At 60.8% G+C, this 25,924-nt stretch carries 22 protein-coding genes and 1 tRNA gene; 14 read left to right on the top strand and 9 right to left on the bottom strand.

Translation table 11 applies throughout. The annotated features are described in order from the left end of the window. Positions 1–16 precede the first annotated feature (16 nt). Positions 17–92 (top strand) — tRNA-Gly (locus I6L37_RS00225). Positions 93–321: 229 nt separating this feature from the next. Here the strand turns inward: I6L37_RS00225 and I6L37_RS00220 are convergent. The 3 genes from I6L37_RS00220 to I6L37_RS00210 form a co-directional block, all read right to left on the bottom strand. Then, on the bottom strand, positions 322–531 hold the full coding sequence (locus I6L37_RS00220) for a cold-shock protein (RefSeq protein WP_005297820.1): 210 nt from the start codon (positions 529–531) through the stop codon (positions 322–324). Between the two features lie 271 nt (positions 532–802). Then, complete coding sequence (locus I6L37_RS00215; RefSeq protein ID WP_216992994.1) at positions 803–1,465, bottom strand: LysM-like peptidoglycan-binding domain-containing protein; 663 nt, start codon at positions 1,463–1,465, stop codon at positions 803–805. Between the two features lie 99 nt (positions 1,466–1,564). Beyond that, positions 1,565–3,667 (bottom strand): methyl-accepting chemotaxis protein, encoded by a 2,103-nt coding sequence (locus I6L37_RS00210; RefSeq protein WP_216992993.1) that lies wholly within the window; start codon positions 3,665–3,667, stop codon positions 1,565–1,567. A 252-nt stretch (positions 3,668–3,919) separates the two neighbouring features. Here I6L37_RS00210 and gltX point away from each other — a divergent pair, with 252 nt between their 5' ends. Further along, positions 3,920–5,335 (top strand): glutamate--tRNA ligase, encoded by a 1,416-nt coding sequence (gene gltX / locus I6L37_RS00205; protein WP_216992992.1) that lies wholly within the window; start codon positions 3,920–3,922, stop codon positions 5,333–5,335. A 283-nt stretch (positions 5,336–5,618) separates the two neighbouring features. Here the strand turns inward: gltX and I6L37_RS00200 are convergent, their stop codons facing one another. Further along, positions 5,619–6,869, bottom strand: coding sequence for a methyl-accepting chemotaxis protein (locus I6L37_RS00200; RefSeq protein WP_216992991.1), 1,251 nt, complete (start codon positions 6,867–6,869; stop codon positions 5,619–5,621). A gap of 32 nt (positions 6,870–6,901) precedes the next feature. On the opposite strand from I6L37_RS00200, the gene I6L37_RS00195 reads away from it, so the two are divergent. The 10 genes from I6L37_RS00195 (at position 6,902) to I6L37_RS00150 (ending at position 20,191) form a co-directional block, all read left to right on the top strand. After that, positions 6,902–7,723 (top strand): potassium channel family protein, encoded by an 822-nt coding sequence (locus I6L37_RS00195; RefSeq protein WP_216992990.1) that lies wholly within the window; start codon positions 6,902–6,904, stop codon positions 7,721–7,723. 143 nt (positions 7,724–7,866) lie between these two features. Then, entirely contained in the window at positions 7,867–8,472 is a 606-nt protein-coding gene (locus I6L37_RS00190; protein WP_216992989.1) for a TIGR04211 family SH3 domain-containing protein, read from the top strand. A gap of 303 nt (positions 8,473–8,775) precedes the next feature. Next, positions 8,776–11,940 carry a bifunctional proline dehydrogenase/L-glutamate gamma-semialdehyde dehydrogenase PutA gene (putA, locus tag I6L37_RS00185; RefSeq protein WP_216992988.1) on the top strand — a complete coding sequence of 1,055 codons (3,165 nt, stop codon included), beginning with the start codon at positions 8,776–8,778 and terminating at the stop codon, positions 11,938–11,940. 187 nt (positions 11,941–12,127) lie between these two features. Next, on the top strand, positions 12,128–12,907 hold the full coding sequence (gene nudC / locus I6L37_RS00180; RefSeq protein WP_216992987.1) for an NAD(+) diphosphatase: 780 nt from the start codon (positions 12,128–12,130) through the stop codon (positions 12,905–12,907). Between the two features lie 161 nt (positions 12,908–13,068). Next, on the top strand, positions 13,069–14,136 hold the full coding sequence (hemE, locus tag I6L37_RS00175) for a uroporphyrinogen decarboxylase (RefSeq protein WP_216992986.1): 1,068 nt from the start codon (positions 13,069–13,071) through the stop codon (positions 14,134–14,136). 171 nt (positions 14,137–14,307) lie between these two features. After that, complete coding sequence (locus tag I6L37_RS00170; protein ID WP_042028288.1) at positions 14,308–15,237, top strand: ROK family protein; 930 nt, start codon at positions 14,308–14,310, stop codon at positions 15,235–15,237. Positions 15,238–15,295: 58 nt separating this feature from the next. Beyond that, a complete protein-coding gene (gene epd, locus I6L37_RS00165) occupies positions 15,296–16,306 on the top strand; it encodes an erythrose-4-phosphate dehydrogenase (protein ID WP_026456220.1) in 1,011 nt (336 codons plus the stop codon). Between the two features lie 62 nt (positions 16,307–16,368). Next, the gene (locus I6L37_RS00160; protein WP_216992985.1) at positions 16,369–17,532 is read left to right on the top strand and encodes a phosphoglycerate kinase; all 1,164 of its coding nucleotides are present in this window, start codon (positions 16,369–16,371) and stop codon (positions 17,530–17,532) included. 115 nt (positions 17,533–17,647) lie between these two features. Beyond that, a complete protein-coding gene (gene fbaA / locus I6L37_RS00155; protein ID WP_026456218.1) occupies positions 17,648–18,727 on the top strand; it encodes a class II fructose-bisphosphate aldolase in 1,080 nt (359 codons plus the stop codon). A 159-nt stretch (positions 18,728–18,886) separates the two neighbouring features. Continuing rightward, positions 18,887–20,191, top strand: a complete 1,305-nt coding sequence (locus I6L37_RS00150) for an FAD-binding oxidoreductase (RefSeq protein ID WP_201942075.1) — start codon at positions 18,887–18,889, stop codon at positions 20,189–20,191. 20 nt (positions 20,192–20,211) lie between these two features. On the opposite strand, the gene I6L37_RS00145 is transcribed toward I6L37_RS00150, so the two are convergent. The 3 genes from I6L37_RS00145 to cutA form a co-directional block, all read right to left on the bottom strand. After that, entirely contained in the window at positions 20,212–20,625 is a 414-nt protein-coding gene (locus I6L37_RS00145; RefSeq protein ID WP_201942072.1) for a hypothetical protein, read from the bottom strand. 129 nt (positions 20,626–20,754) lie between these two features. After that, positions 20,755–22,524, bottom strand: a complete 1,770-nt coding sequence (locus I6L37_RS00140) for a protein-disulfide reductase DsbD (RefSeq protein ID WP_216992984.1) — start codon at positions 22,522–22,524, stop codon at positions 20,755–20,757. Further along, complete coding sequence (cutA, locus tag I6L37_RS00135; RefSeq protein ID WP_216992983.1) at positions 22,521–22,838, bottom strand: divalent-cation tolerance protein CutA; 318 nt, start codon at positions 22,836–22,838, stop codon at positions 22,521–22,523. The genes I6L37_RS00140 and cutA overlap by 4 nt, the downstream gene beginning before the upstream one ends. Positions 22,839–23,057: 219 nt before the next feature. Here cutA and I6L37_RS00130 point away from each other — a divergent pair, with 219 nt between their 5' ends. Further along, positions 23,058–23,414, top strand: a complete 357-nt coding sequence (locus tag I6L37_RS00130) for a hypothetical protein (protein ID WP_216992982.1) — start codon at positions 23,058–23,060, stop codon at positions 23,412–23,414. A 90-nt stretch (positions 23,415–23,504) separates the two neighbouring features. Here I6L37_RS00130 and I6L37_RS00125 read toward each other — a convergent pair whose 3' ends face one another. Next, a complete protein-coding gene (locus tag I6L37_RS00125) occupies positions 23,505–23,942 on the bottom strand; it encodes a PACE efflux transporter (RefSeq protein WP_216992981.1) in 438 nt (145 codons plus the stop codon). A 136-nt stretch (positions 23,943–24,078) separates the two neighbouring features. Between I6L37_RS00125 and I6L37_RS00120 the strand changes: the two genes are divergently transcribed. Then, positions 24,079–24,960 (top strand): LysR family transcriptional regulator, encoded by an 882-nt coding sequence (locus I6L37_RS00120; protein WP_201982111.1) that lies wholly within the window; start codon positions 24,079–24,081, stop codon positions 24,958–24,960. A gap of 13 nt (positions 24,961–24,973) precedes the next feature. Here I6L37_RS00120 and ygfZ read toward each other — a convergent pair whose 3' ends face one another. Continuing rightward, positions 24,974–25,882, bottom strand: a complete 909-nt coding sequence (gene ygfZ, locus I6L37_RS00115) for a tRNA-modifying protein YgfZ (protein ID WP_216992980.1) — start codon at positions 25,880–25,882, stop codon at positions 24,974–24,976. Between the last annotated feature and the right edge of the window lie 42 nt (positions 25,883–25,924).

The following is a 25,924-nucleotide window of genomic DNA, read 5'->3' as shown; positions in this document are numbered from 1 at the left end:
CAAATGACATCCTGTTGCGGGAATAGCTCAGTTGGTAGAGCACGACCTTGCCAAGGTCGGGGTCGCGAGTTCGAGTCTCGTTTCCCGCTCCAATCTCTCCTCGAAGTCTTGCCACTCCTTCTGATTTATCAATGACATCGCGCTGCGATGATTTCTCGTATCTGGCATTTGCCCAGATTGGCTTTCCCGTTTTTTGCAAACCGGGTTTGTACGTGGCTGGTCGTAGGGTACGGGATCATGACCCGTGGTGGGGGAGCGGAAAACGACGGGCAAAAAAATAGGAGGGGCGGCGGCTCCTCCTACGGGTTCGCTGGCACGGGCTTAGATAACGGTGACGTTCTCGGCCTGCGGGCCTTTCTTGCCCTGGGTCACAGTGAACTGGACTTTTTGACCTTCAGCCAGGGTCTTGAAACCCGCGCTCTGGATGGAGGAGAAGTGAACGAATACGTCCGGACCCTGGGATTGCTCGATAAAGCCAAAACCCTTGGTTTCGTTGAACCATTTGACCTGGCCGGTGCGAATGTCAGACATGTGCTAAATCCTATCTATAACAATATGAAACTAAGCCCGGTGGGGCTGCATTTGCCTTGCTGCAGGGGTTGGCTCATGACTGACCACGTCTCATTGTCCCAGTAGCACGCAGAACAATCCCTGTCTAAAGCAAAAACGATTGTACGTTAGCACCTACCCTTGTCAATTTTGCCCCTTTCGTTTTTTGAACAAGCTAAAAATATTGTGAAGTCAGCGGCTTATTTGAGGGAATACGGCATAAAAAAACGGGAGGCCTGGCCTCCCGCTTCTCTTACTCCTTGAGGGCGAACCCCTCACCCTGCCGATCGTAGCGATAGATGGCCTGGCCGTAAGAGCGAATTTCCACTCGCTGGATGCGACGATTTTCGTCCACCAGGATGAAGACCGATTTGCCGGATTGCAGCCGGGTCAGCGGACGATCCGGCCCTTCGATGGCGATGAGGCGACTCAGTTCCACCCCCGGCAGCTCGAATTTACGGAAAATGGAGTAGAGGGTCTCTCCAGCCTGTACTTCGTGTTGCAACCAGGTGCCGTTGACCTTTTCTTCCACCGCCGGTTTGGCGGCAACTGCCGAAGAGGTGCTACCGACGGTCAGTGCCTGGCTGGGGACGGCAAGGGGAATGTCGAGTGAACCTGACGGGGCCGCCGTTGGTGCACTGGGGGCCGGCTCCCAGGCCAGCACCAGCAACCAGAGCGGGGTCAGGATCAGCAGCCCTATGGTGTTTTTGCGGGGCAGCGGGCTGCTCAGCTTGAACCTGGTGGCCTTGGGTCCCTGGCTACGTTGGCCGAAGCGGCTCATACCCTGGCCGATGCGCTGGCGCAGAGGCAGGGTTGCGGCATTGATACGATGGAGCAGGGATCCTTGTGATTCGTCTTGGCGACGCTGCTGGGCTCGTCTGTTATGGCCACGTGGGCGACGGTCCGGGGTGGGCACGGCATTTACCTCTCACTACATTGCCTGCCATCAGGCAAATACGCTGCCTATGGTAAACGGACTCGCCCCCGAGGGGGAGAGTCCGTGAGAGGAAAATTATCAGCTGAGACGAAATTGTCCCAACAATTGCTGCAATCGCTCTGCGGCCTGACGCAGAGCCTGACTGGCTTTGGCCGTTTCGGTCGCATCCAGGGCGATGTCGTTGGCCAGTGCGTTGGTTTTTGACAGATTGCCGGAGACGGTCTCGGAAACCGAGCTCTGCTCCTCGGCGGCGGAGGCGATCTGGTAGGTCATGTCGTTGATGGTGGAGATGGCCTGATAGATGCTGCCGAGCGCCTCTTCCGCCAGATCCGCCTCGCCTACCGCCTGGTGGGTCAGCTGCTGGCTCTGGTTGATGGCATTGACCGCGTTGGCCGAGCTGTGACGGATCTTCTCGATCAGCTCCTGAGTGTTCTGCACCGCCTGCTGGGTGTTGCCTGCCAGCTTGCGTACCTCGTCGGCCACCACCGCAAAGCCACGGCCCTGCTCGCCGGCGCGCGCCGCCTCGATGGCCGCGTTGAGCGCCAGCAGGTTGGTCTGGTCGGCAATGCCCTGAATGACGGTGAGGATGCTGGTGATCTGCTCGCTGTCGTGGGCCAGCCCTTCCACTACTTCGGCCCCTTTCCCTGCCTCTGCGGCGACCTTGTGCATCGACTGGATCACCTGCTGGAAGCGCACCTTGCCCTGATCCGCCGCACTCTGGGCCTGCTTGGCCGAGTCGGCGGTGTTGTTGGCGTGGGTGGCCACCTCTTGGCTGACGTAGGACATCTCCTGCACTGCGGTCAGCATCTGTTCCATCTCTGCCTGATGATGCTGCAGGTTGTTGTCGGTCTGGCCGGCGATGCGGTCGGTGTCACCGGCGTGACGGTTCACCTCGCTGGCAGTTTTCAGCACATCGCCCAATAGCCCCTGCAGCTTGTCAATGAAGCGATTGATGCCCTTGGCCAGATCCCCCAGCTCGTCCACCGAGCGGGTGGTGAGGCGCTTGGTGAGATCCCCTTCGCCGTCGGCGATGTCATCCACCAGACTGACCATCTGACGGATGGGGCCCGTGATGCTGCGAGCGATCACCAGCATGGTGGCCAGCGCCAGCACCAGCACGATGAGCGCACCCACCAGCTGTTGGGTCATGGCGGCCTGGTTCATGTCGCTCAATTGGGCTTCCAGCTGATCGGCGCCCGCCAGCACCACCTTGTAGGGCAGGGTGACTATGATGGCCCAGTTGCGGGCCATGCCCGGCACCATGATGGGCACCGAGATCCGGAATGAATCGTTCAGCTCCTGACGCTGAACCTCCGGCTTCAGATATTGTTGCCACTGCTGGCCGAGCACCTTGTCGGCCCGCCCACCCAGCAGGCTGGCATCCCCGCTGGTGCCGGTGATGACGCCGGCGGCGCTGACGATCAGGGTCTCGCCCTTGCCCTCATAGATGTTGCTGTTAAGGGTCTTGGCCTGGCGGCTGATGGAGTCTACCGCCAGATCCAGGGCGGCGATCCCCTTGAACTGGCCACCCACCATGATGGGGGTGGTGATGGTGCTGACCAGCACCTGCTGGCCGTTGATGTCCACCTTGAAGGGATCGATGAGACAGGAGCGTCCCTCCCGTTTCGGACAGGAGTAGTAGTCGTTGGCCGGATTGCCGAACTCGTCGGGGTCGGTTTTCTCGATGGAGAGCAGCAGATCCGTGCCGATCTGATCCTTGTCACGATAGAAATAGGGCACGAAGCGACCCTTGTCATCGCTGCCGAGCGCGCTCTGGCCGACGAAGCTGGCGTCCTGGCCATCGAAGCCGTTTGGTTCGAAGCCGGCGAAGGCGCCATAGAGTTGCGGCTCGAGTGCGAGCTGGGCCTTGAGCAGATCGGTGGCCTGCTGGCGAGTCAGGGGCAGCTTGCCCTCCTGCTGCAGGGCGAGGGCGCTGGCCATCTGCTGGGTGTAGGAGAGCCCCTTTTGCAGCAGCTGGGTGATGGTGGCGGCCTCGGCACGGGCGTTGGCGCTGACTTTCTGCCAGGCCTCCTGTTGCAGGGCGGCGCGGCTGGAGCTGATGGTCAGCTGTTGGGTCTGCTGACCCGAGTAGTGGTTGAGCAGGATCAGGATGACCAGGGCGGTGGTCATGGCGATCCCGGCCATTACCAGAATACGATTCTGGATAGAACGAAACTGCATCGTGCGTTCCTTGTGACGTGGAAAGTTGTTTGAATTATCGGCAGGGCGGGAGGCTTCTCCAGCAATGCTGCCTAGCAAAGCGGAAAAAACTGAACGGTTTTGCGATCCTCTTCAAAGATTGATGGGCATGTCCTATCGACCGCTTATTTCTTGTCCGGCGTCCTCATGGTTTTCCCATCCGTCATTGTCGGTGCTAAAATGCGACGGTTTTTTTAACGAATTGGCCCAAGGCCCTCTACACAAGGCTTAAAGATGAAAGTCAAAACCCGTTTTGCTCCCAGCCCGACCGGCTTTTTGCATGTCGGCGGTGCCCGTACCGCACTCTATTCCTGGTTGTTTGCAAAGAATCAGGGCGGTGAGTTCGTGCTGCGTATCGAGGATACCGATCTGGAACGTTCCACCCAGGAGGCGATCGACGCCATCATCGAGGGCATGGAATGGCTGGAGCTGAACTGGGATGAGGGCCCCTACTATCAGACCAAGCGTTTCGATCGTTACAACGCCTTGATCGACGAGATGCTGGCCGACGGTCGCGCCTACAAGTGCTACTGCTCCAAGGAGCGTCTGGAAGCGCTGCGCGAAGGCCAGATGGCCAACGGCGAGAAGCCCCGTTACGACGGCAAGTGCCGCCATGGTGATCACGATCACCCGGCCGACGCCCCCCACGTCATCCGTTTCCGCAACCCGACCGAAGGCTCAGTGGTGTTTGATGACCACGTACGTGGCCGCATCGAGTTCGCCAACACCGAGCTCGACGATCTCATCATCCGCCGCACCGACGGTGCCCCCACCTACAACTTCTGCGTGGTGGTGGACGATTGGGACATGGAGATCACCCACGTGGTGCGTGGTGAAGACCACATCAACAACACCCCGCGCCAGATCAACATCTACAAGGCGCTGAACGCGCCGGTGCCGGAGTTTGCCCACGTTTCCATGATCCTGGGTGACGACGGTGCCAAGCTCTCCAAGCGCCACGGCGCCGTCTCCGTGATGCAGTACCGTGACGACGGCTACCTGCCGGAAGCCCTGTTGAACTATCTGGTGCGTCTGGGCTGGTCCCACGGCGATCAGGAGATCTTCAGCCTGGAAGAGATGATCAAGCTGTTCAGTCTGGATGCCATCTCCAAGTCTGCCTCTGCCTTTAACACCGACAAGCTGCTGTGGCTGAACAACCACTACATGCGCAGCCTGGATCCGGCCTATGTGGCCAAGCACCTGGCCTGGCACATGGCCGACCAGAAGATCGATACCAGCAATGGCCCGGCCCTGGCTGACGTGGTGACCCTGCTGGCCGAGCGCTGCAATACCCTGGTGGAGATGGCCGCCCAGAGCCGCTATCTGTTCGAAGAGTATGAAGCCATCGACGAAGCGGCTGCCAAGAAGCATCTGCGTGGTGTTGCCGCCGAGCCCCTGGCCCTGGCCAAAGCCAAGCTGGCTGCCCTGGATACCTGGACTACCGAAGCGCTGCACGAGCTGATTGAAGCCACTGCAGCCGAGCTGGGTCAGGGTATGGGCAAGGTCGGCATGCCGCTGCGCGTGGCGGTGACCGGTCTGGGTCAGTCCCCGGCCATCGACGCCGTGATGGCGCTGGTGGGCAAGGAGCGCGTGCTCGCCCGCATCGATCGCGCTTTGGCGTATATCGAAGCGCGTATGGCCGCTGAGTAAGCTTGCCGTCGCACATTGCTGTCATCGGTCTGGGTAAATTGCCCCGGCTATTGATGCCGTGATGGCGCTGGTGGGTAAGGAGCGCGTGCTCGCTCGCATCGACCGCGCCCTGGCCTATATTGAAGCGCGCATGGCCGCCGAGTAAGCAGGCCATCGTCAGGCCGGGCGGGATACCTGCCCGGCTGGACACCAGATACAAAAAATCCGAAACGTCATGTTTCGGATTTTTTTATGGTCGTAGCTTTGTGTGGCGGAGCCTGGCTTAGCAGGCTCCGGATTGGGATCAGGTCAGCTTGAAGGAGTTGATCTGGCTGTCCAGATCCTTGCTGTGTTGCTCCACCAGCTCGGAGGCCTCCTGCAGCTCCCGCAGCACCACCACGGAGCCTTCGGCGATCTGCTTGACCTGCTCCAGGTTGCCGCGCATCTCTTCGGCCACCGAGCTCTGTTGCTCGGAGGCGGCGGCGATGTGGCGGTTCATGTCGGCCACCCCCTGCACCCGCTGCACTATGGTGGCGAGTTGATCCCCCGCGCGAGTGACCTGCTCTACTCCCTTGTCCGCCTGTTGCACGCTCTGGGACATCAGCTCGGCCGCCTGGGCAGCATTGCCCTGCAGCTGTTCGATCATCTTCTGGATCTCGACGGTGGCCGCCTGGGCCCGGTTGGCCAGCTCGCGTACCTCGGAGGCGACTACCGCAAAGCCACGACCGGCCTCACCGGCGCGGGCTGCCTCGATGGCGGCGTTCAGCGCCAGCAGGTTGGTCTGCTCCGAAATGCCGCGAATGGTGTCGACCACAGAGCCGATGCGATCCACCCCCTGTTCCACCTGATTGACCACGGTGGCAGAGCGCTGGATGTTGCCGGAGAGGGTGTCGATGGTGTTGACGGTTTCCGCCACGCAGCGGCTGCCCTCTTCGGCCAGCTGGCTGGTTTCTGTGGTGGCATGGGAGGCCTGTTCGGCATGGGCTGCCACTTCACGAATGGCGCCGACCATCTGGCTCATGGCGCTGGCTAGTTGCTCTATCTGGCCGAACTCTTCGTTGATCGCCTCGTTGGCCTCTTCCATGCAAAGGGTGACCTGGGAGGCGATCTCGTTGAGCTCCTTGCAGGCGGCACGCTGGTTGCCAAACACCGCCTTGAGGTTTTCCTGGGAGTGGGAGACCGCCTTGGCAATGTCACCGAACTCATCGCGGGAGTGGAGCAGCACCTTGTGGCTGAGATCCCGCTTGGCGAAGCGCTCCAGCAGGCCGACCAGATAATGTACCTGCTTCACCATCAGGCGGGAGCTGGTCAGCAACAGGATCACGAACAGCAGCCCCATGATGGCCGTCTCCATCAGACCGGTCCAGAGCAGGCGGTCGGCAATGGCGTTTGCCTTGTCCGGATCCAGCCCTTCGCTGAGCAGGGTGGCTTCCAGATTGTTGGCATCGAACCAGAGCTTGGTGAGCAACAACAAGGTACTGAATACCATCAGCAGTACTACCTTGGGTACCAGCCGTATATCACTCATCCGCTTCTCTAGCAGGTTTAGCTGCATATTTTTTCTCCTTTAAAAAACTGCTTTTTCCTTTGTCCTCAGGGCTATCGGCATTATCTTCCCTTTTATTAATTTGCACTGTGTTTAAAGTTGGAAAATGTATGCGACATCACTTAACTCATCTGCGGGCCACCGATCTGCTGATGGCCTTCCTCTCCGTTATTTCGGTATTACTGGTTACGGCCCGTTGGTGGGGGCACGAAACCCTGACTTCCCAGACACTGCAACTCTTCTATGACCTCGACAGCCTGATCTGTTACTTCTTTCTCGCCCACTTCGCCTATGGCCTGGCCCGCGCCCCGGACAGGAAGGCCTACTTCAAGGCCAACTGGTTCTATCTACCGGGCAGTCTGCCCATGGTGGAGTCCCTGCGCTGGGCCCGGTTGATCCAGTTGTGGCGGGTCTATCAGTTGCTGCGCAGCCAGCCTGACCTGCTGGCCATGTTTCGTCGCGAGCGAAACGAAACCACCATCTCCGGCATCCTGTTCCTGTTCGTCCTCTTGCTGGGGCTCGGCTCCGGGATCATGTACTGGATTGAATCTGGTCAACCGGGCAGTGAAATCGAGACCCCCTATGATGCGTTCTGGTGGACCCTGGTGACCCTCTCCACCGTGGGTTACGGGGATCTGGTGCCCAAGACGGAGGAGGGGCGCTTTGTGGCCAGCCTGCTGATCCTGTTCGGGGTCGGCCTGTTTGGCGCGCTCAGCGGTTTCATGGCCAGCCTGTTTCTGCAGCCCAATCGCGGTGATAACGACACCGAGAAGTGGCGTCATCACTACAATGCCCAGCAGGAGCAGTTGTTGCAGGAGTTGCGAGCGCTGCGGACCGAGGTACGGGAGCTGAGAAACAAGTGATGATGAGGTCAAAAAGTGGCCAAGTCATGTATGGCAGGGCAGGGAGTGCCCCCAGGGGAAGCGTTTTCTTTGCTTGTCCTTTAACCTGCCGGCGGCTTAACATTCAGCTTCTTACCCAAAACTGAAAAGAGAACCGATCGACCATGCGCGCCCTTCTCGGGATTTTGATCTGCTTGTGTGCCGGCCAGGCACTGGCCGAGACCCGTTATGTTTCAGACAACATCTTTACCTATATCCACAATGGCCCGGGGACCCAGTACCGGATCCTGGGCAGCGTCAAGGCGGGTGAGCCGCTGGAGATAAAGTCGGTGAACGGCGAAGCCGGTTTCACTCAGGTGGTGGACGGCCGTGGCCGTGAAGGGTGGATCAAGAGCAGCGAGCTGCAGAGCCAGCCCAGCCTGCGCGAGCGCCTGCCCCAGGTCGAGAAGGAGCGGGATGAGCTCACGAGCCGCCTGCAGAACCTCAACGGCGACAACGAGAAACGCTTTGCCGAGAAGGATGGCCAGATTGAACTGCAGAGCAATGAGATAGCATCGCTCAAGGCCCAGCTCGCCAGCCAGGGCGAGGAGATGAGCAATCTCAAGGAGCAGAACGATGCCCTGACCCAGAGTTATGACAACCGGGAACACGACATGCAGATGGACTGGTTCATCCGTGGCGGTGCCATGGTGGGGGCCGGCATCCTGCTCGGCATCCTGTTGCCCATGCTGCCTCGTCGCCGCAGCCGCAGCGATCGCTGGATGAATTGACAAAAATTGTCTGACTGAGCAGAAGGGTCGCCATGGCGGCCCTTCTCTGTTTTTGTCGTTTGACGCAGGGCTGGAGGGGGCATAAAGGGAGAGAGGAATTGTATACAAAACAAGATGTGAAGCTGGTCTGAAAAGGGCATTTTCACCCTGAGATAGCCATAAAACTCCCATGCCAGCGATTTTTGTTAAAACAAGGCAACAAATTTATTTCATATAGGGTGCAATATTGTATACATTATCGGCGTTTCGGCGGCACGGCCGCCTTCGTCGATATCAGCCCTAGGGCGTACAGGAAGACCCCATATGTTCAAAGCGACTCAAGTGCTTGCAGCTGACTATATTCCCTCCGATCTGGCCGCCCTGCGCGAAGCCATCACCCAGAACTATGTGGTGGATGAAAATGCCTATCTGGCAGAGCTTGCCGCCATGCTGCCGGGAGATGGCGCTTCGCTGGAACAGGTAACCCAGCGGGCTCGCACCCTAGTGACCAAGGTGCGCAAGGAGAGCGGTTCCGGCGACGGTATCGACGCCTTCCTGCAGGAGTACAGCCTGGATACCCAGGAGGGGATCATCCTGATGTGTCTGGCCGAGGCGCTGCTGCGCATCCCCGATGCCCAGACCGCCGACGCCCTGATCAAGGACAAGCTTTCCGGCGCCAACTGGTCCTCTCATTTTCGCAAGAGCGACTCCACCCTGGTCAACGCCTCGACCTGGGGCCTGATGCTGACCGGCAAGATCATCAAGCTCGACAAGAAGCTCGACGGCAATCCGGCCAACCTGCTGGGGCGGATGGTCAACAAGCTGGGCGAACCCGTGGTGCGCTCTGCCATGTATGCCGCCATGAAGATCATGGGCAAGCAGTTCGTGCTGGGTCGCGATATGAAGGAGGCTCTCAAGGCGAGCCGCAAGTCCCGCGAGCTGGGTTACACCCACACCTACGACATGCTGGGTGAATCGGCGCTGACCATGCAGGACGCCGACAAGTATCTGGCCGACTACCACAACGCCATCGAGGCGGTGGGCGGCGAGCGGATCAGCGACGGCGGCCCGGCTCCCTCCATCTCCATCAAGCTCTCGGCGCTGCATCCGCGCTATGACGTGGCCAACCGCGAGCGGGTGCTCGGCGAGATGTGCGAGCGGCTGGTGGGGCTGGTGCGTCTGGCCCGCGATAAGGACGTGGCCATCAGCATCGACGCCGAGGAGATGGACCGCCTCGAGTTGTCGCTGGATCTGTTCGAGCAGCTCTACCGCTCCGAGGCGAACCGTGGCTGGGGCAAGCTCGGCATGGTGGTGCAGGCCTACTCCAAGCGTGCCCTGCCGGTCTTGTGCTGGCTCACCGCCCTGGCCCGCGAGCAGGGGGATATCATTCCGGTACGTCTGGTGAAGGGGGCCTACTGGGACAGCGAGCTGAAATATGCCCAGCAGGCCGGTCTGCCCGGCTACCCGCTGTTTACCCGCAAGGCCGGTACCGACATCTCCTACCTCGCCTGTGCCCGCTACCTGCTGAGCGAGCCGACCCGCGGTTTCATCGCGCCCCAGTTTGCCACCCACAACGCCAATACCGTGGTCAGCATTCTGGAGATGGCCGGCGATCGCCAGTTCGAATTCCAGCGCCTGCACGGCATGGGGGAGGAGCTGCACAACGCCGTGCTCAATGACAACCCGGGCCTGCACTGCCGCATTTATGCACCGGTCGGCGCCCACAAGGATCTGCTGCCCTACCTGGTGCGCCGTCTGCTGGAAAACGGCGCCAACACTTCGTTTGTGCACAAGCTGGTGGATCCCAACACCCCGGTGGACAGTCTGGCCGAGCACCCGCTGCGTACCCTCAAGCGCTACTCGAGCTTTGCCAACGACCGCATCCCGCAGCCGGTGAACCTGTTTAGTGATCGCAAGAACTCCAGTGGCGTGAACATGAACATCGTCTCCATCCAGCGCCCCTTCTTCGCCGGGCTCAAGGAGCTGGAGAGCAAGCAGTGGCTGGCCGGCCCCATCGTCGATGGCGAGACCCTCAAGCGTAATGAAGCCCGCGTGGTGGTGAGCCCGCAGGACGTGAGTCTGACCGTCGGCAAGATCCATTGGGCCGATGAGCAGGCGGTGGAGCAGGCGCTGGCCTCTGCCCATGCAGCCTTCCCGCGCTGGCGCGAGACGCCGGTCTCCGAGCGTGCTGCCGCGCTGGAAAAGCTGGCAGATCTTTTGGAAGCGAACCGCAACCAGTTTATTTCGCTCTGTACCCGTGAGGCGGGCAAGCTGCTGCAGGACGGCATCGACGAGGTGCGCGAGGCGGTGGATTTCTGTCGCTACTACGCGGTGCAGGCTCGCAGCATGATGGGTCAGGCGACTCTGCTGCCCGGCTACACCGGCGAGCAGAACGAGCTGTTCCTGCAAGGGCGCGGCGTGTTTGTCTGCATCAGCCCGTGGAACTTCCCGCTGGCCATCTTCCTGGGGCAAGTCGCGGCGGCGCTGGCCACCGGCAACACCGTCATCGCCAAACCGGCGGAGCAGACCGGTCTCATCGCCCATCTGGCGGTGACCCTGGCGCACCAGGCCGGCATCCCGGGCGATGTGCTGCAACTGTTGCCGGGCGACGGTGCCACAGTGGGCGCCAAGCTGACAGCGGATCCCCGTATCGGCGGCGTCTGCTTCACTGGCTCCACTGAGACCGCCAAGCTCATCAACCAGACTCTGGCCAATCGTGACGGCGCCATCCTGCCGCTCATCGCCGAGACCGGCGGCCAGAACGCCATGATCGTCGACTCCACTGCCCTGCCGGAGCAGGTGGTGCGCGACGTGGTGAGCGCCGCCTTCCAGAGCGCCGGCCAGCGCTGCTCCGCCCTGCGGGTGCTGTTCCTGCAAGAGGAGATCGCCGATCGGGTGCTGGAGATCCTCACCGGTGCCATGCAGGAGCTCAAGGTCGGCAACCCGGCCGAGCACAACACCGACGTGGGCCCGGTCATTGACGCCGAGGCCAAGGCGGGGTTGGATCTGCACCTGGCCAGGATGATCCCGAAAAGCCGCCTGATCGCCCAGGCCCCCATGCCGAAGGCGACCCAGGAGGGGCACTTCGTCCAGCCGACCGCACTCGAGATCCGCTCCATCAAGGAGCTGGAGCGCGAGCAGTTCGGCCCCATCCTGCACGTGGTGCGCTATGCCGCCCGGGATCTGGAGCAGGTGATCAGCGAGATCAACGGCACCGGCTACGGCCTGACGCTGGGCATTCACAGTCGCAACGAATCCCACGCCGAAGAGCTGGCGAGCCGCATCAACGTGGGCAACGTCTACATCAACCGCAACCAGATCGGCGCCATGGTCGGGGTACAGCCGTTCGGTGGTCAGGGCCTCTCCGGCACCGGCCCCAAGGCGGGCGGCCCCCACTATCTGAGCCGCTTCGTCACCGAGAAGACCCGCACCATCAATACCACGGCGGTGGGGGGCAACGCCTCTCTGCTGGCTATGGGGGATGCCTGATATCGAGTCTTTCTGGTGAAAACGAGATAACACCAAGGTCGCCTGCGGGCGACCTTGTTATTTCGGGGGGGCTCGTACCGGCGAGCCGCGCTAGCTGCATGGGGGTCGTCATCTTTTCGCGCTGGCCGTAAGATGAGAGCCTCGACCGGTGCCGAGCGCACCTTTGCTACACAGAGCCTGGATGCTTATGTCATTGACCGAACAGGCCCGCTGGTTCGTACTGGGGGGCGATCACCTGGTGCTGCTCGACGAGCAGGGCCATATTCCGCAGGGGGCGTTGAGCCAGTTGCCCGCGTTTTTGCACGCCAAGTCATTTGAGCGTTTCGACGAGTGGGAGGGCCTGCCCTGCTATCTGCTGGATCTGGGGGAGGAGGCCGAGACGTCTCTTATGACCCCCCTGCGCCAGCTGATGGTGGCGGGAGATGAGGCGGGTTTTCATCTGGCGGGGCGCGCCTGGCAGCTGGCGACTTTTCGCCGAACCCACCGCTTCTGCGGTGAATGCGGTGCCCCCATGGTACCCAAGGCGGGGGAGTGGGCCCAGGTGTGTCACCATGGCCACATCGTCTATCCGCGCATCTCCCCCTGCATCATAGTGGCGGTGCGCAAGGGGCCGGCCATTTTGCTGGCCGCACATCGCCGTCACCATCAGGTCGAGGATCCCATGTATACGGTGCTGGCGGGTTTCGTAGAGGCGGGGGAGAATCTCGAGCAGTGCGTGGCGCGGGAGGTGTTCGAGGAGAGCGGCATCCGGGTACGTAACGTGCGCTATGTGGCCAGCCAGCCCTGGCCCTTCCCCCACAGCCTGATGATGGGCTTCACCGCCGACTACGAGAGCGGCGAGATCCGGATACAGGACGAGGAGCTGGTGGCCGCCGACTTCTTCGAAGCTGACCGTCTGCCAAGGCTGCCTCCCCACGGCACCATAGCGCGGCGACTTATCGAGCTTTGCCTGGCGGGCGAGGCCTGAGGCGAGTCGTTATTTCCTCGTTGTAAAAAGGGACGCTTGTTTGCGTCCCTTCACATCTTTGCAACCGGCCCTGGATTTGCCACCCATTGGGCAGTCCGTTCCGGTGGGCAAAGTGGTATCATGGCCGCCATTTTATGCGTGATATGAATTCAGGAACTGGGATGAAAGAGCTGAAGAACGATCGTTACCTGCGTGCCCTGCTGCGCCAGGAAGTGGACATGACCCCGGTATGGATGATGCGCCAGGCTGGCCGTTATCTGCCGGAATACAAGGCGACCCGCGCCATCGCGGGGGACTTCATGTCCCTGTGCCGCAATGCCGAGCTGGCCTGTGAAGTCACCTTGCAGCCGCTGCGCCGCTACTCGCTCGATGCCGCCATCCTCTTCTCCGACATCCTCACAGTGCCCGACGCCATGGGGCTGGGTCTCTACTTCGAGCAGGGGGAAGGCCCGCGCTTCGAGCGTCCCATCACCTCCATGGCCGACGTGCAGGCACTGCCGGTGCCGGATCCGGAAGACGAGCTAGGCTACGTGATGAACGCGGTGCGCACCATCCGCCGCGAGCTCAAGGGCGAAGTGCCGCTGATCGGCTTCTCCGGCAGCCCCTGGACCCTGGCTACCTACATGGTGGAGGGGGGCAGCTCCAAGGCATTCACCAAGATCAAGCAGATGATGTACGCAGAGCCGCAGACCCTGCATCTGCTGCTCGACAAGCTGGCCGACAGTGTAATCGCCTATCTGAACGCCCAGATCAAGGCGGGTGCCCAGGCGGTCATGGTGTTCGACACCTGGGGCGGCGTGCTCACCCCGCGCGATTACCGCGACTTCTCCCTGCAATACATGCACAAGATCGTCGATGGCCTGATCCGTGAACACGACGGTCGCCGCGTGCCGGTCACCCTGTTCACCAAGAACGGCGGCCAGTGGCTGGAGCAGATCGCCGCCACCGGTTGTGATGCGCTGGGGCTGGACTGGACCACCGACATCGCGGACGCCAAGCGCCGGGTCGGCGACAAGGTGGCGCTGCAGGGCAACATGGACCCTTCCATGCTCTACGCTTCTCCCGAGCGCATCCGCGAGGAAGTTGCCTCCATCCTGGCCGGGTTCGGTCATGGCAATGGCCACGTCTTCAACCTGGGTCACGGCATCCATCAGGATGTGAACCCGGAGCATGCCGGCGTGTTCGTCAACGCGGTACACGAGCTCTCGGCTCAATACCACAAGCGCTGATAGCGGCGCGTTTTATCGTTACGACGGGGCCTTGGGGCCCCGTTTCGTTGGTGGCGGGGCTGCATCCCGGTTGTCGCTCGGGTTACACTGCATCCCTTGTGGGAACAACGATGGGAGCGGGCATGAGTCTCGTTTTCCGGACAGGTTTCCCTGGTCATGGCTGGAGGCTGGATGAGCAAACGAGTATTGGATTGGGGTATCGATCTGGGTGGTACCAAGTGCGAGTGCGTGGTGCTGGAGGGAGACGAAGTGCTGCTGCGTCATCGCATCCCCACCGAGCGCCAGGGCGGTTATGAGCATATGATCGGCCAGATCGCCAAACTGGTAGAGGAGTGCGCCGCCAAACTCGGCCAGCGCCCCGCCATCATCGGCATGGGCACCCCGGGGGCGCGGGATCCGCAAACCGGCCTGATGAAGAACTGCAATACGACCGAGCTCAACGACAAGCCGTTCAAGGAAGATCTGGAGCGAAGGCTCGGTGTGCCCGTGCTCATCGCCAACGACGCCAACTGCTTCGCCCTGGCGGAAACCCATCTCGGGGCGGTGCGCCAGCACCATCCCGATGCCAAGGTGGTGTTCGGCATCATCATGGGCACCGGGGTCGGCTCCGGCATCGTCATCAACGGCCGTATCCTCAACGGTCACCACGGCATCGCCGGCGAGTGGGGCCACAACGTGCTCTCACCCGATGGCCCCGAGTGCTACTGCGGCAAGCGCGGCTGCGTCGAGACCCTGATCAGCGGCCCGGCGCTGGAGGCCTGGTACGAAGCCAAGGCCAAGCGCCGCCTCTCGCTGGCCCAGATTGCGGCAGCTACCACCCACGATTATGTGGCCAAGCTCACCATCGACCGGCTGCACCTGCTGTTTGGCCAGGCGCTGGCCAACGTGGTCAACATCCTGGATCCGGACGTCATCGTCATCGGTGGCGGGGTGGGCAACGTGCAGAGCCTTTATCGCGCCGGGCGGGAGACAATTTTGCCCTTCCTCTTTAATCCCCGCTTCCGGGCCCCCATTATTGCACCAGCCCTTGGCGACAGCGCCGGGGTATTTGGCGCGGCCTTGCTGGCGCGCGGTGAATTCAAGGATGCCCTGCTGTCATGAGCCGGGTGTCGGGTGGCCCAAGGGTCACCCCTTTTTGCTGGTAAGGAATGCATCCCAGATGATCAAGATTGCCATCAATGGTTACGGACGGATCGGTCGCAACGTGTTGCGGGCCCTCTATGAAAGCGGGCGCGACAAGACCATCAAGATCGTCGCCATCAACGAACTGGCGGCGCCGGAGGCCATGGTGCACCTGACCCGCTTTGACACCAGCCACGGTCGCTTCCGTTATCCGGTGCAGCTGGCGGGCAACAGCATGCAGGTAGGCGAAGACCTCATCTCCCTGTTTGCCGAGAAAGACCCGTCCAGATTGCCGTGGCGGGCGCTGGGGGTGGACGTGGTGTTGGATTGCACCGGGGTGTTCGGCTCGCGCGCCGATGCCGAGCTGCATCTGGCGGCGGGGGCGAGCAAGGTACTCTTCTCCCATCCGGCCGATGCGGATGTGGATGCCACTATCGTCTACGGGGTCAATCACCAGGTGCTGACCGGGCGTGAACGGATCGTCTCGAACGCCTCCTGCACCACCAACTGCGTGGTCCCCGTCATAGAAACATTGCATCGAGAATTCGAAATAAATTGTGGTACTATTACGACAATTCATTCGGCCATGCATGACCAGCAAGTCATTGATGCCTACCATGGCGACTTGCGCCGAACTCGCGCCGCCAGCCAGTCCATCATCCCGGTGGATACCAAGCTGGCCAAGGGGTTGGAGCGTATCCTGCCCCACTTCGCCGGCAAGTTCGAGGCGATCGCGGTACGGGTGCCGACCATCAATGTAACAGCGATGGATCTGAGTATTACTGTTCGTAAAAAAGTGACAGTTAGTGACGTAAATCAAGCCCTGCAACGGGCATCCAGAGGTACATTACAAGGTATTCTGGATTACACGGAAGAACCGCTGGTCTCCGTAGACTTTAATCATGATGCACACTCCTGCATCATTGATGGTACCCAGACCCGGGTGAGCGATGCCAACCTCGTCAAGATGTTGATGTGGTGCGATAACGAATGGGGCTTCGCGAATCGGATGCTGGATACTACCCGGGCCATGATGGTTGCAGGCTGAGCCTGCCCCGGACGAAAGGTTACTGTTTTTAACATTACCTGGAAAAATATAGAGGACTGAATATGTCTGTTATCAAGATGACTGACCTGGATCTGGCGGGCAAACGCGTTCTGATCCGTGCTGACCTGAACGTGCCGGTAAAAGACGGCAAGGTCACCTCCGATGCACGTATCGTCGCTACCCTGCCGACCATCAAGCTGGCTCTGGAAAAGGGCGCCAAGTTGATGATCACCTCCCACCTGGGTCGTCCGACCGAAGGCGAGTACAACGAAGAGTTCTCCCTGCTGCCGGTTGTCAACTATCTGAAAGACGCTCTGTCCTGCCCGGTTCGCCTGGCCAAGGATTACCTGGATGGCGTGGAAGTCGCTGCCGGTGAGCTGGTTGTGCTGGAAAACTGCCGCTTCAACAAGGGCGAGAAGAAGAACGCCGAAGAGCTGGCCAAGAAGTATGCCGCTCTGTGTGACGTCTTCGTAATGGATGCATTCGGTACTGCTCACCGCGCCGAAGGTTCCACCTATGGTGTCGCCCAGTTTGCCCCGATCGCCTGTGCAGGCCCCCTGCTGGCCGGTGAACTGGAAGCCCTGGGCAAAGCCATGCTGAAGCCCGAGCGCCCCATGGTTGCCATCGTTGGCGGCTCCAAGGTCTCCACCAAGCTGACCGTGCTGGAATCCCTCTCCAAAATTGCTGACCAGCTGGTGGTCGGTGGTGGCATCGCCAACACCTTCATCGCCGCTGCCGGTCACAACGTCGGCAAGTCCCTGTGCGAGCACGATCTGATCGACACCGCCAAGAAGCTGGCTGCCGAAACCTCCATCCCGGCTACCACCGACGTGGTTGTGGGTAAAGAGTTCTCCGAGTCTACTCCGGCCACCACCAAGTCCGTGGCTGACGTGTCTGACGACGACATGATCTTCGACATCGGTCCGGATTCCGCCAAGGCGCTGGCCGACATCATCATGAACGCCAAGACCATCCTGTGGAACGGCCCGGTCGGCGTGTTCGAGTTCGACCAGTTCGCCAAGGGTACCGAAGTGATCGCCAAGGCCATCGCCGAATCCCCGGCCTTCTCCATCGCTGGCGGTGGTGACACCCTGGCTGCCATCGACAAGTTTGGCATCGCCGACAAGGTCTCCTACATCTCCACCGGCGGTGGCGCCTTCCTGGAGTTCGTAGAAGGCAAGGTACTGCCGGCTGTCGCGATTCTGGAAGAGCGCGCCAAAGCCTAATTGACCCGAGACGGGGGGCAAAAGCCTCCCGTTTCGTTTATCATGTGCCCGCTGTGCCGGTTCATGATGAACCCCCCATTTTTTATTAACGGCATACGAGACAGGACGATTAAACATGTCTAAGAAAATTTTCGACTTCGTAAAACCCGGCGTGATCACTGGTGATGACGTTCAGAAAGTGTTCGCCATCGCTAAAGAGAACGGCTTCGCTCTGCCGGCCGTCAACTGCGTCGGTACCGACTCCGTGAACGCCGTGCTGGAAGCTGCCGCCAAGGTGAAAGCGCCGGTTATCGTTCAGTTCTCCAACGGTGGTGCAGCATTCACCGCTGGTAAGGGTCTGAAGCTGGAAGGTCAGCAGGCTGCCATCATTGGTGCCATCTCCGGTGCCAAGCACGTTCACGCCGTTGCCGAAGCTTACGGTGTACCTGTGATCCTGCACACCGACCACGCTGCCAAGAAGCTGCTGCCGTGGATCGACGGTCTGTTGGAAGCGGGCGAGAAGCACTTCGCTGAAACCGGCAAGCCGCTGTTCTCCTCCCACATGCTGGATCTGTCCGAAGAGTCTCTGGAAGAGAACATCGACATCTGCTGCGAGTACCTGACCCGCATGGCCAAGATGAACATGACTCTGGAGCTGGAACTGGGTTGCACCGGTGGCGAAGAAGACGGCGTCGACAACAGCCACATGGATCAGTCCGCTCTGTACACCCAGCCGGAAGACGTGGCTTACGCCTACGAGCGTCTGTCCAAGATTAGCCCGCGTTTCACCATCGCTGCCTCCTTCGGCAACGTACACGGTGTATACAAGCCGGGTAACGTCAAGCTGACCCCGTCCATCCTGGATGCGTCCCAGAAGTACGTTTCCGAGAAGTTCGGTATTCCGGCCAAGTCCCTAGACTTCGTATTCCACGGTGGCTCAGGTTCCACTCTGGAAGAGATCCGCGAATCCATCTCCTACGGCGTGGTGAAGATGAACATCGACACCGACACCCAGTGGGCGACCTGGGAAGGCATTCTGGACTTCTACAAGACCAACGAAGCCTACCTGCAAGGTCAGCTGGGCAACCCGGAAGGTGCCGACAAGCCGAACAAGAAGTTCTACGATCCGCGCGTATGGCTGCGTGCCGGTCAGACTTCCATGATCAAGCGTCTGGAACAGGCTTTCTCCGACCTGAACGCCATCGACGTACTGTAATTCGTTACCGTACCTTGATTGCATGAAAAGGCGCCCTTCGGGGCGCCTTTTGCATTTCTGTGATCCGGTGAGACTGGTTTGCAGTGAGTGAGCTGGGTATTATCGAAACAAATCTGCTTATTTTATTAAACAATTTGCAACCAAGGCAGGATGCTGAGCATGCAGGCAGGAAAGCACAACGCACATCAGGAACACGCGGCCTCCTATTACGCCGCGACTCGCAACGATTCGCAGGAGTGGCCCGAACTGGCCGGTGAACATCAGGCGGATGTCTGTGTCATTGGTGGTGGCTTTACCGGCCTCAATACCGCCATCAACCTGGCCGATGCCGGCTACAAGGTGATACTGCTGGAGGCCAATCGCATCGGCTGGGGTGCGTCCGGGCGCAACGGCGGCCAACTCATTCGCGGCATTGGTCACGACACCAGCCAGTTTGCCCGCTGGATTGGTGAAGAAGGCGTGCGTGAGCTGGATCTGATGGGATTGGAGGCGGTGCAACTGGTGCGCGAGCGAGTTGCGCGTTTTGCCATCGACTGCGATCTCACCTGGGGCTATTGCGATCTCGCTACCCGTCAGCGTCATCTGGCCGGTTTCGAGGAAGAGCTCGAACATCTGGCGAGCCTGGGCTACGAGCATGAGGTGAGGCTGGTGCCGCGCGAGGAGATCCACACGGTCGTGGGTTCGGATCGCTACATCGGCGGCCTCATCGACATGGGGTCAGGACACCTTCACCCCCTCAACCTGGCCCTTGGCGAGGCGCGCGCCGCCCAAAGCCTGGGCGTCGCCCTGTTCGAGCAATCCAGAGTCACCCACATCGACTATGGCCAACGGGTGGAGATCACCACCGCTCACGGCCGGGTGAGCAGCGACTATCTGGTGATAGGGTGCAACGCCTATCTCAACGAACTCAATCCTGAACTCGGGGGCAAGGTGCTGCCTGCAGGTTCCTACATCCTCGCCACCGAGGTGCTGGAGAAACGGCTGCGCCAGCGCTTGCTACCGCAGAACATGGCGGTGTGCGATCAGAACGTGGCACTCGACTACTACCGCCTCTCCGCCGACGGCCGCCTGTTGTTTGGCGGTGCCTGCAACTATTCCGGCCGTGATCCTCGCGATATCAAAGCCTTTATGCTGCCCAAGCTGCTGCGGGTATTCCCCGAACTGGCCGGCACCGCCATTGAATTCCAGTGGGGGGGGATGATAGGCATAGGCGCCAACCGCTTGCCGCAAATCGGCCGCCTCAAGCAGCACCCCAATGTCTTCTACGCCCAGGCTTATTCGGGGCATGGGGTCAATGCCACCCACATGGCGGGCAAGCTGGTGGCGGAGGCTATTCGCGGCGAGAGCCGGGGCTTCGATCTGTTTGCCAGCGTGCCCCACATCACCTTTCCGGGCGGCCCAGCACTGCGCTCCCCGCTGCTGGCGCTCGGCATGCTGTGGCACCGGATGAAGGATTTGCTATAAGGACATGATCCTGAGCGGGGTTAGTGGGTGGGTTCTGCCAGCCGCCACCCCTGCTCCGTCTTCATCATCCACACCTCGGCTTGCTGGGGCAGCACCTGGCCAGCCTCGAAGTCGCCATATTTGCGCTCCAGCTCCATCAGTCCCATCTCCTGCTGGAAGGGGCCGACCTTGTCGTAGACCAGATCCTCGTCGTGCAACACCTGCAGTTGAGCCAGCCCCTGCTTGAAGTGGAGCTGGTAGCTGACCTTGACCAGATAGACGCCTTCCATGCGCTCCTCCTTGTCCAGGATGGCGAAGTCGCTGATCTCGAACAGGCTGGCGTCCGTTTCCGCCATCAGCTTGTCACTGACCTGCTGGCGGATCACCTCTTCACCGGGGCCCGCGCTGCAGCCATAGAGCCAGAGGGCTAGCAGGGGGATGAACCACTTTTTCATCAAAACTCCGGACGGGCGAAACAATGGAGGGCAAATTTTGCCACGCTGTCGCTCATATACAAGGGATTGCCAGAAAAATCAGCGAGTAACAGTGGGGATGGCCCAGCGGTGCGCCAGGCCAATTCCCATCTATGGCAGCTTGTCGAGCTGAGCCAGAAACTCGGCCGGGCCCATAAAGCCGGTGACTCCTTGCCCCGTGAGTTCGTTGCCGGCGCGATCGAAGAAGATCAGGGTGGGCAAGCCCAGCACATTGAGACCGTTGAGCAGCTCGACATCGGCGTCGTCATTGGCAGTGACATCCGCCTGCAACAGCACCATGTTGGCAAAGCGCTCGCGCACCGCAGGATCGCTGAAGGTCTTGTGCTCGAACTCCTTGCAGGCGACGCACCAGTCGGCATAAAGGTCGAGCAGCACCGGTTTGCCGCGGGCGGCGGTGAGCTGGGTCTTGAGATCATCCAGGGTCTTGATGCGAATAAACTGGGGCGCCCGGGTTTCGGCACTGGTCTGGGCGCCGGAGGGGGGTAGCAGCAGATCCTTTCCCACCACCACGGCACTGATCATCGCCAGCAGCAGCACAAAACCGCGCAGGCTCTTGCCGATGGAGTGGGGCTGATGCTGGTTGTGGTGATAGAGGTAGGCGCATAGCGCCAACCCCCAGCCGAGCCAGGCCAGGGTGGTAGCCTGATCGCTCCAGAGCCTTGAGAGCAGCAGGATGGGCACCGCCAGCAGAGCAAAACCAAAGAGTCGTTTGATCACATCCATCCAGGCGCCGGCCTTGGGCAGCAGCTTGCCGCCCGAGGTGCCGAGCAGCAGCAGCGGCAACCCCATCCCCAGCGACAGGGCGTAGAGCGCCGCACCGCCGAGCCAGAGATCGCCGCTCTGGGCCACGTAGATGAGTGCGCCGGAGAGCGGTGCCGTGGTGCAGGGGGAGCAGACCAGGCCGGAGATCATCCCCATGATGGCCACCCCGGCCACTGAGCCGCCCTGCTGGCGGTTGGAGAGGCCGGAGAGGCGCGTCTGCAAGCTGCTCGGCAGCTGCAGGGTGTAGAGCCCAAACATGGAGAGAGCCAGCAGCACGAACATCACCGAGAGGCCGATCAGCACATAGGGGTGCTGTAGCGCCGCCTGGAATTGCAGCCCGGCGGAGGCGACCACCAGCCCGAGCAGGGTGTAGGTGAGCGCCATCCCCTGCACATAGACGAAGGAGAGCAGGAAGGCGCGGCGGGTGGAGAGGCGATGGCCGGCACCGGCGATGATGCCGGTCAGAATGGGGTACATGGGAAAGACGCAGGGGGTAAAGGCGAGCCCCAGCCCCAGTGCAAAGAAGGCGGCGATGCTGAGCCAGAAGCCCTGGCTGCCGAGGGCTGCGGCCAGTTTATCTTGTTGGCTGGACGGTGCAGCCGGCGTCGCCTCGTCATCACCCGACGTGGCCATCAGCGACTGCACCTCGACCATCTTGGTGGTCGGCGGGTAACAGAGCCCCACGGTGCAGCCCTGGTAGCTGATTTTGAGGCTCGCTTGTGGCCCTGCCTCGGTCAGGATGACGGGGATCTCCACCTCCTGGTAATAGACCCGGGTCTTGCCGAAGAAATCGTCCTCGTGCTCGGTTCCCTCGGGCAGGACGGGCTCGCTGAAGGTGAGGTCGTTGCCCTGAAAGCGCAGGCTGTGGCGATAAATATAGTAATCATCCGCGATGCGAAGTCGCAGCAGCAGCCGGTTGCCCTGCTGCTCGCTCTCCAGGGTGAATGCCTCGTCGACTTTCAGGAAGGCGGGCTTGGCACTGGCCTGAATGCCCAGGCTCCCTAGCAGATCACTGCTTGCCTGGACGGGGGTGAACAACAGGCCCAGCAGCAGGGTGAACAGGGCGGGCAGCAGGTAGCGCAGGCGAGCGCGGCTCATAGGGTCTCCTCCTTCAGCCAGTCGAGATAGGCGGGTAGACCCGCACTGACCGGCAGCGCCAGCAACTCGGGCACCTCGTAGGGGTGGTGGGTGAGGATACACTGTTGCAGCTCGGCAAAGAGCGGCATCCGGGATTTGATGATGAGCTGGATCTCGGTGGTCCGTTCCACCTTGCCTTGCCAGCGATAGACAGAGGTCACGCCCGGCAGCTGGTTGATGCAGGCGGCCAGTCGCCGGGTCAGCAGCTGTTCGCAGACAAGGTCGGCACTGGGTTGGTCTGGGCAGGTGCAGAGCACCACAATGGCGTCAGTCATAAAGGGGGATCTTCACCTCGGTGGGGTAAACCGGCGGGGACATTTTTGTTAATGAAATGCCCCGAAAATCAGCGGTTACTATACCCCAGAGCCGCCCTCAATATCATCTGTCGCCATTTGTGAACCTGCGCCAAAAATTTGTGGGGGTCATGAGATAGACGCTGCCATGGGGACAGGGCAGAATGAGCGAGCTTGTTCCCACTAGACGTAAGGAAATGTATGACCCAACAGAATGAGCAGCAGAGAAACCGCATGTTGAGCCTGCTGCGCGAAGGTGAGCGCCGCATGTTGGTTCAACTCGCCGGTCTGCTGCGTACCACTGCCGATGACATCAATGCCGAGCTGGAAAAAGAGGGGCTGCAGAGTTTCCTGGAGCAGCCCATCACGGTGGATTATCTCAATGGCGTGGTGCAGCACCATCTGTTCGAGCGCAAGCACAAAGGGGATATGGCGGTGGCCCAGCAGATGCTTGGTGAATACCAAAGCGAGCTGGAAGCCCTGCAATTAGCCCAGGCTCAAACCGAAGAGGCTGATGCCACCGATGAAGAGGGTGCCGAGCTTAAGGCTCAGGCCTGACGTTTCTCTCTCCCCGCTAGCCGCTTTTGTTCTCTCAGGCACCATCATTGCGATCATGATGGTGCCCTGTTTTTTTGGAGGCCTTGCCGCTTAGCCCAGCGCCTTCTGCGGCACCGGCTGGGGGATGGGGAACACCTTGTCATAACCCCAGTTGTAGGCGAAGGCATAAACCAGATAGAAGGCCACGAAACCCAGATCCAGCACCAGCGCCTCCAGCAGGCTGATGTCCAGCCACCAGGACATCACCGGCAGGGCGACAGTCAGTAGCCCCCCCTCGAAACCGAAGGTATGCACGATCCGTTGCCACAGGCTCTTGCGGGTATGGCCCTGATACTTCATCAGCAGCCTGTCGACGCCGATGTTGTAGATATAGTTCCAGACGGTGGCGAGCACCGAAAAGAACAGTGCCAGTGGCCCCATGTGGTTGAGCCCGACCCCGGTGATCCAGCTCGCCAACGGGGCGGCAATCAGCAGGCCAATCAATTCAAAGCCGATGGCATGGCGCAGGCGATCGTTATGGGTTCGCATAAATCACTCTCTCAATCAGGTTCGTTCACGAATACCGGGTCAATCTATCGATAAAGGTTGATGCATTCACGTTACTATCTATCTGTAAATCAGATAGAATGGTCGACAAGTATCACAAGCAAACAGGAATTCCGGGATGGGGCCGTCACTGGAACAACTCAATATACTGCTGGCCGCCGCCGAGGCCGGCTCGTTTTCGGCGGCAGCGCGCAAGCTGGGCAAGGCGCAGTCGGTGGTGAGCACTGCCATCGCCAATCTGGAGATCGATCTGGGGTTGACCCTGTTCGACCGCACCGGCCGTTATCCCCGGCTGACGGCGGCTGGGGTTCGTATGGTGCAGGAGGCGAGCATACTGTTGGCGCAGGGGGAGCGCCTGCAGGCCATCGCCGGCGAGCTGGCGGCAGGGGTGGAGTCACGGCTGACCCTGGCCATTGACGATGACTCCCATCTCCCCTGGCTGGGCGCTTTGCTGGAAGAGTTTGCCCGCCGTTACCCGGCTGTCGAGCTGGAGCTGCTCTTTCCCTTGATGGAGGATGTGACCGACATGCTGGTCAGCGGCCGCGCCCAGCTTGGCATCAGTTACCAGCAGGCTGTTCCCCAGCGGGAGATAGTCACCCGTACTCTGGGGGAAGTGGCCATGCCGCTGGTGGTCTCGCCGGATCATCCGCTGGCGCACAGGGTGCTGGTGCAAGAGGTCGATCTGCAGGGGGCGCGCCAGCTGATTGCCACCGGGCGGCGGGATGGCCCCGAGCGTCAGCGCTTTCGCATTGCCTCTCAGGTGTGGTGGGTCGAGGGAGATCTCGGCGTGCTGGAGCTGGTCAAGCGCGGGCTGGGATGGGGCGTGGTGCCCGAGTTCTTGCTGGACAGGCCCCTGGCGCGCAAGGAGGTGGTGGTGCTCAACCCCGACTTTATCGCCAGGCATGAACTGGTGCTGGAGCTGCAGTGGCACCGCGCCCGCCCACTTGGGCAGGCGGGGCGCTGGCTGAAGGAGGCACTGCTGGCGCGCGTGCCTCGTTAGTCCGGATTGCGAGTCAGTCGATGAGGGCGTAGGGCAGGGACTGCAGGGTGAGGCTGGCGCTTTCATCCTGCTTGAGACGGAACAGGGCGTCGGTCTCGGTGTCTTTGGGCAGCACGGCGGTGAGCCACACCTGACCATCCCGTTGCCAGGCGTTGAGCACCATACCGCTGCGACGCCAGTTGTCACCGAGCCGGATTTCCAGCGTATCACCACTGGCCACTGGCTCGCTGGCAACGCCCGCCAGCAGGAACAGGGCACGGTTGTTGGCGCCGCGATACTTGGCGCGCGCCACCGTCTCCTGACCCATGTAGCAACCCTTGGTAAAGCAGATGCCATCGAGGGCTTGCAGGTTGAGCATCTGCGGAATGAACTCCCCCTGATGCACCGCTTCCATGTGCGGCAGACCCGCCTTGATCTCGAGCCCCCACCAGAGGGATTCGTCGCCCACCGGCAGGGTATCGGCTTGCTGGTCGCTCACCAGCAGCCAGCGATCCTGTTCAATCTTGACCGCCATGCCGCCGTCGACCAGCCCGCTTTGGGTCAGGCCAAAGTGATCGGCGATCCAGGCGTCGCTGCCGATTCCGGCAATCCCGGTGGCGTGGCGCTCGTCGGTGGCGATCTCCACCTTGGAGAAAACGGCGAATTTCTTCAGCTCCGGCAGCTGGCGCTCCAGCACGGAGGGGGTCGTCAGCATCAGCAGGCTCTCTTCGAGACAGAGCAGGCGGAAATTGCTCCACAGCTTGCCCTTGGGATCGCAGTGGCCACCCAGAGTACTTTGTCCCGGTTGCAGGGCATTGACGTCACAGGTGATCTGACCTTGCAGGTATTTGACGCGATCCTGGCCGGCGATGCGGGTGATGGCGATCTTGGTCAGGGCAAAGCGGGTCGGCTCGGCAGGAAAAACAGGTGGTTGCAGGCTCACGATGGTATTCCAGAGAGAAAGTATGTGAGCTGCATGGTAAAG

The sequence above is a fragment of the Aeromonas sp. FDAARGOS 1407 genome (assembly GCF_019048725.1).
Lineage (GTDB): Bacteria > Pseudomonadota > Gammaproteobacteria > Enterobacterales > Aeromonadaceae > Aeromonas > Aeromonas enteropelogenes.
The sequence above is the reverse complement of the archived record's forward strand: the minus strand, read 5'-3'. Positions and strand labels throughout refer to the sequence as shown.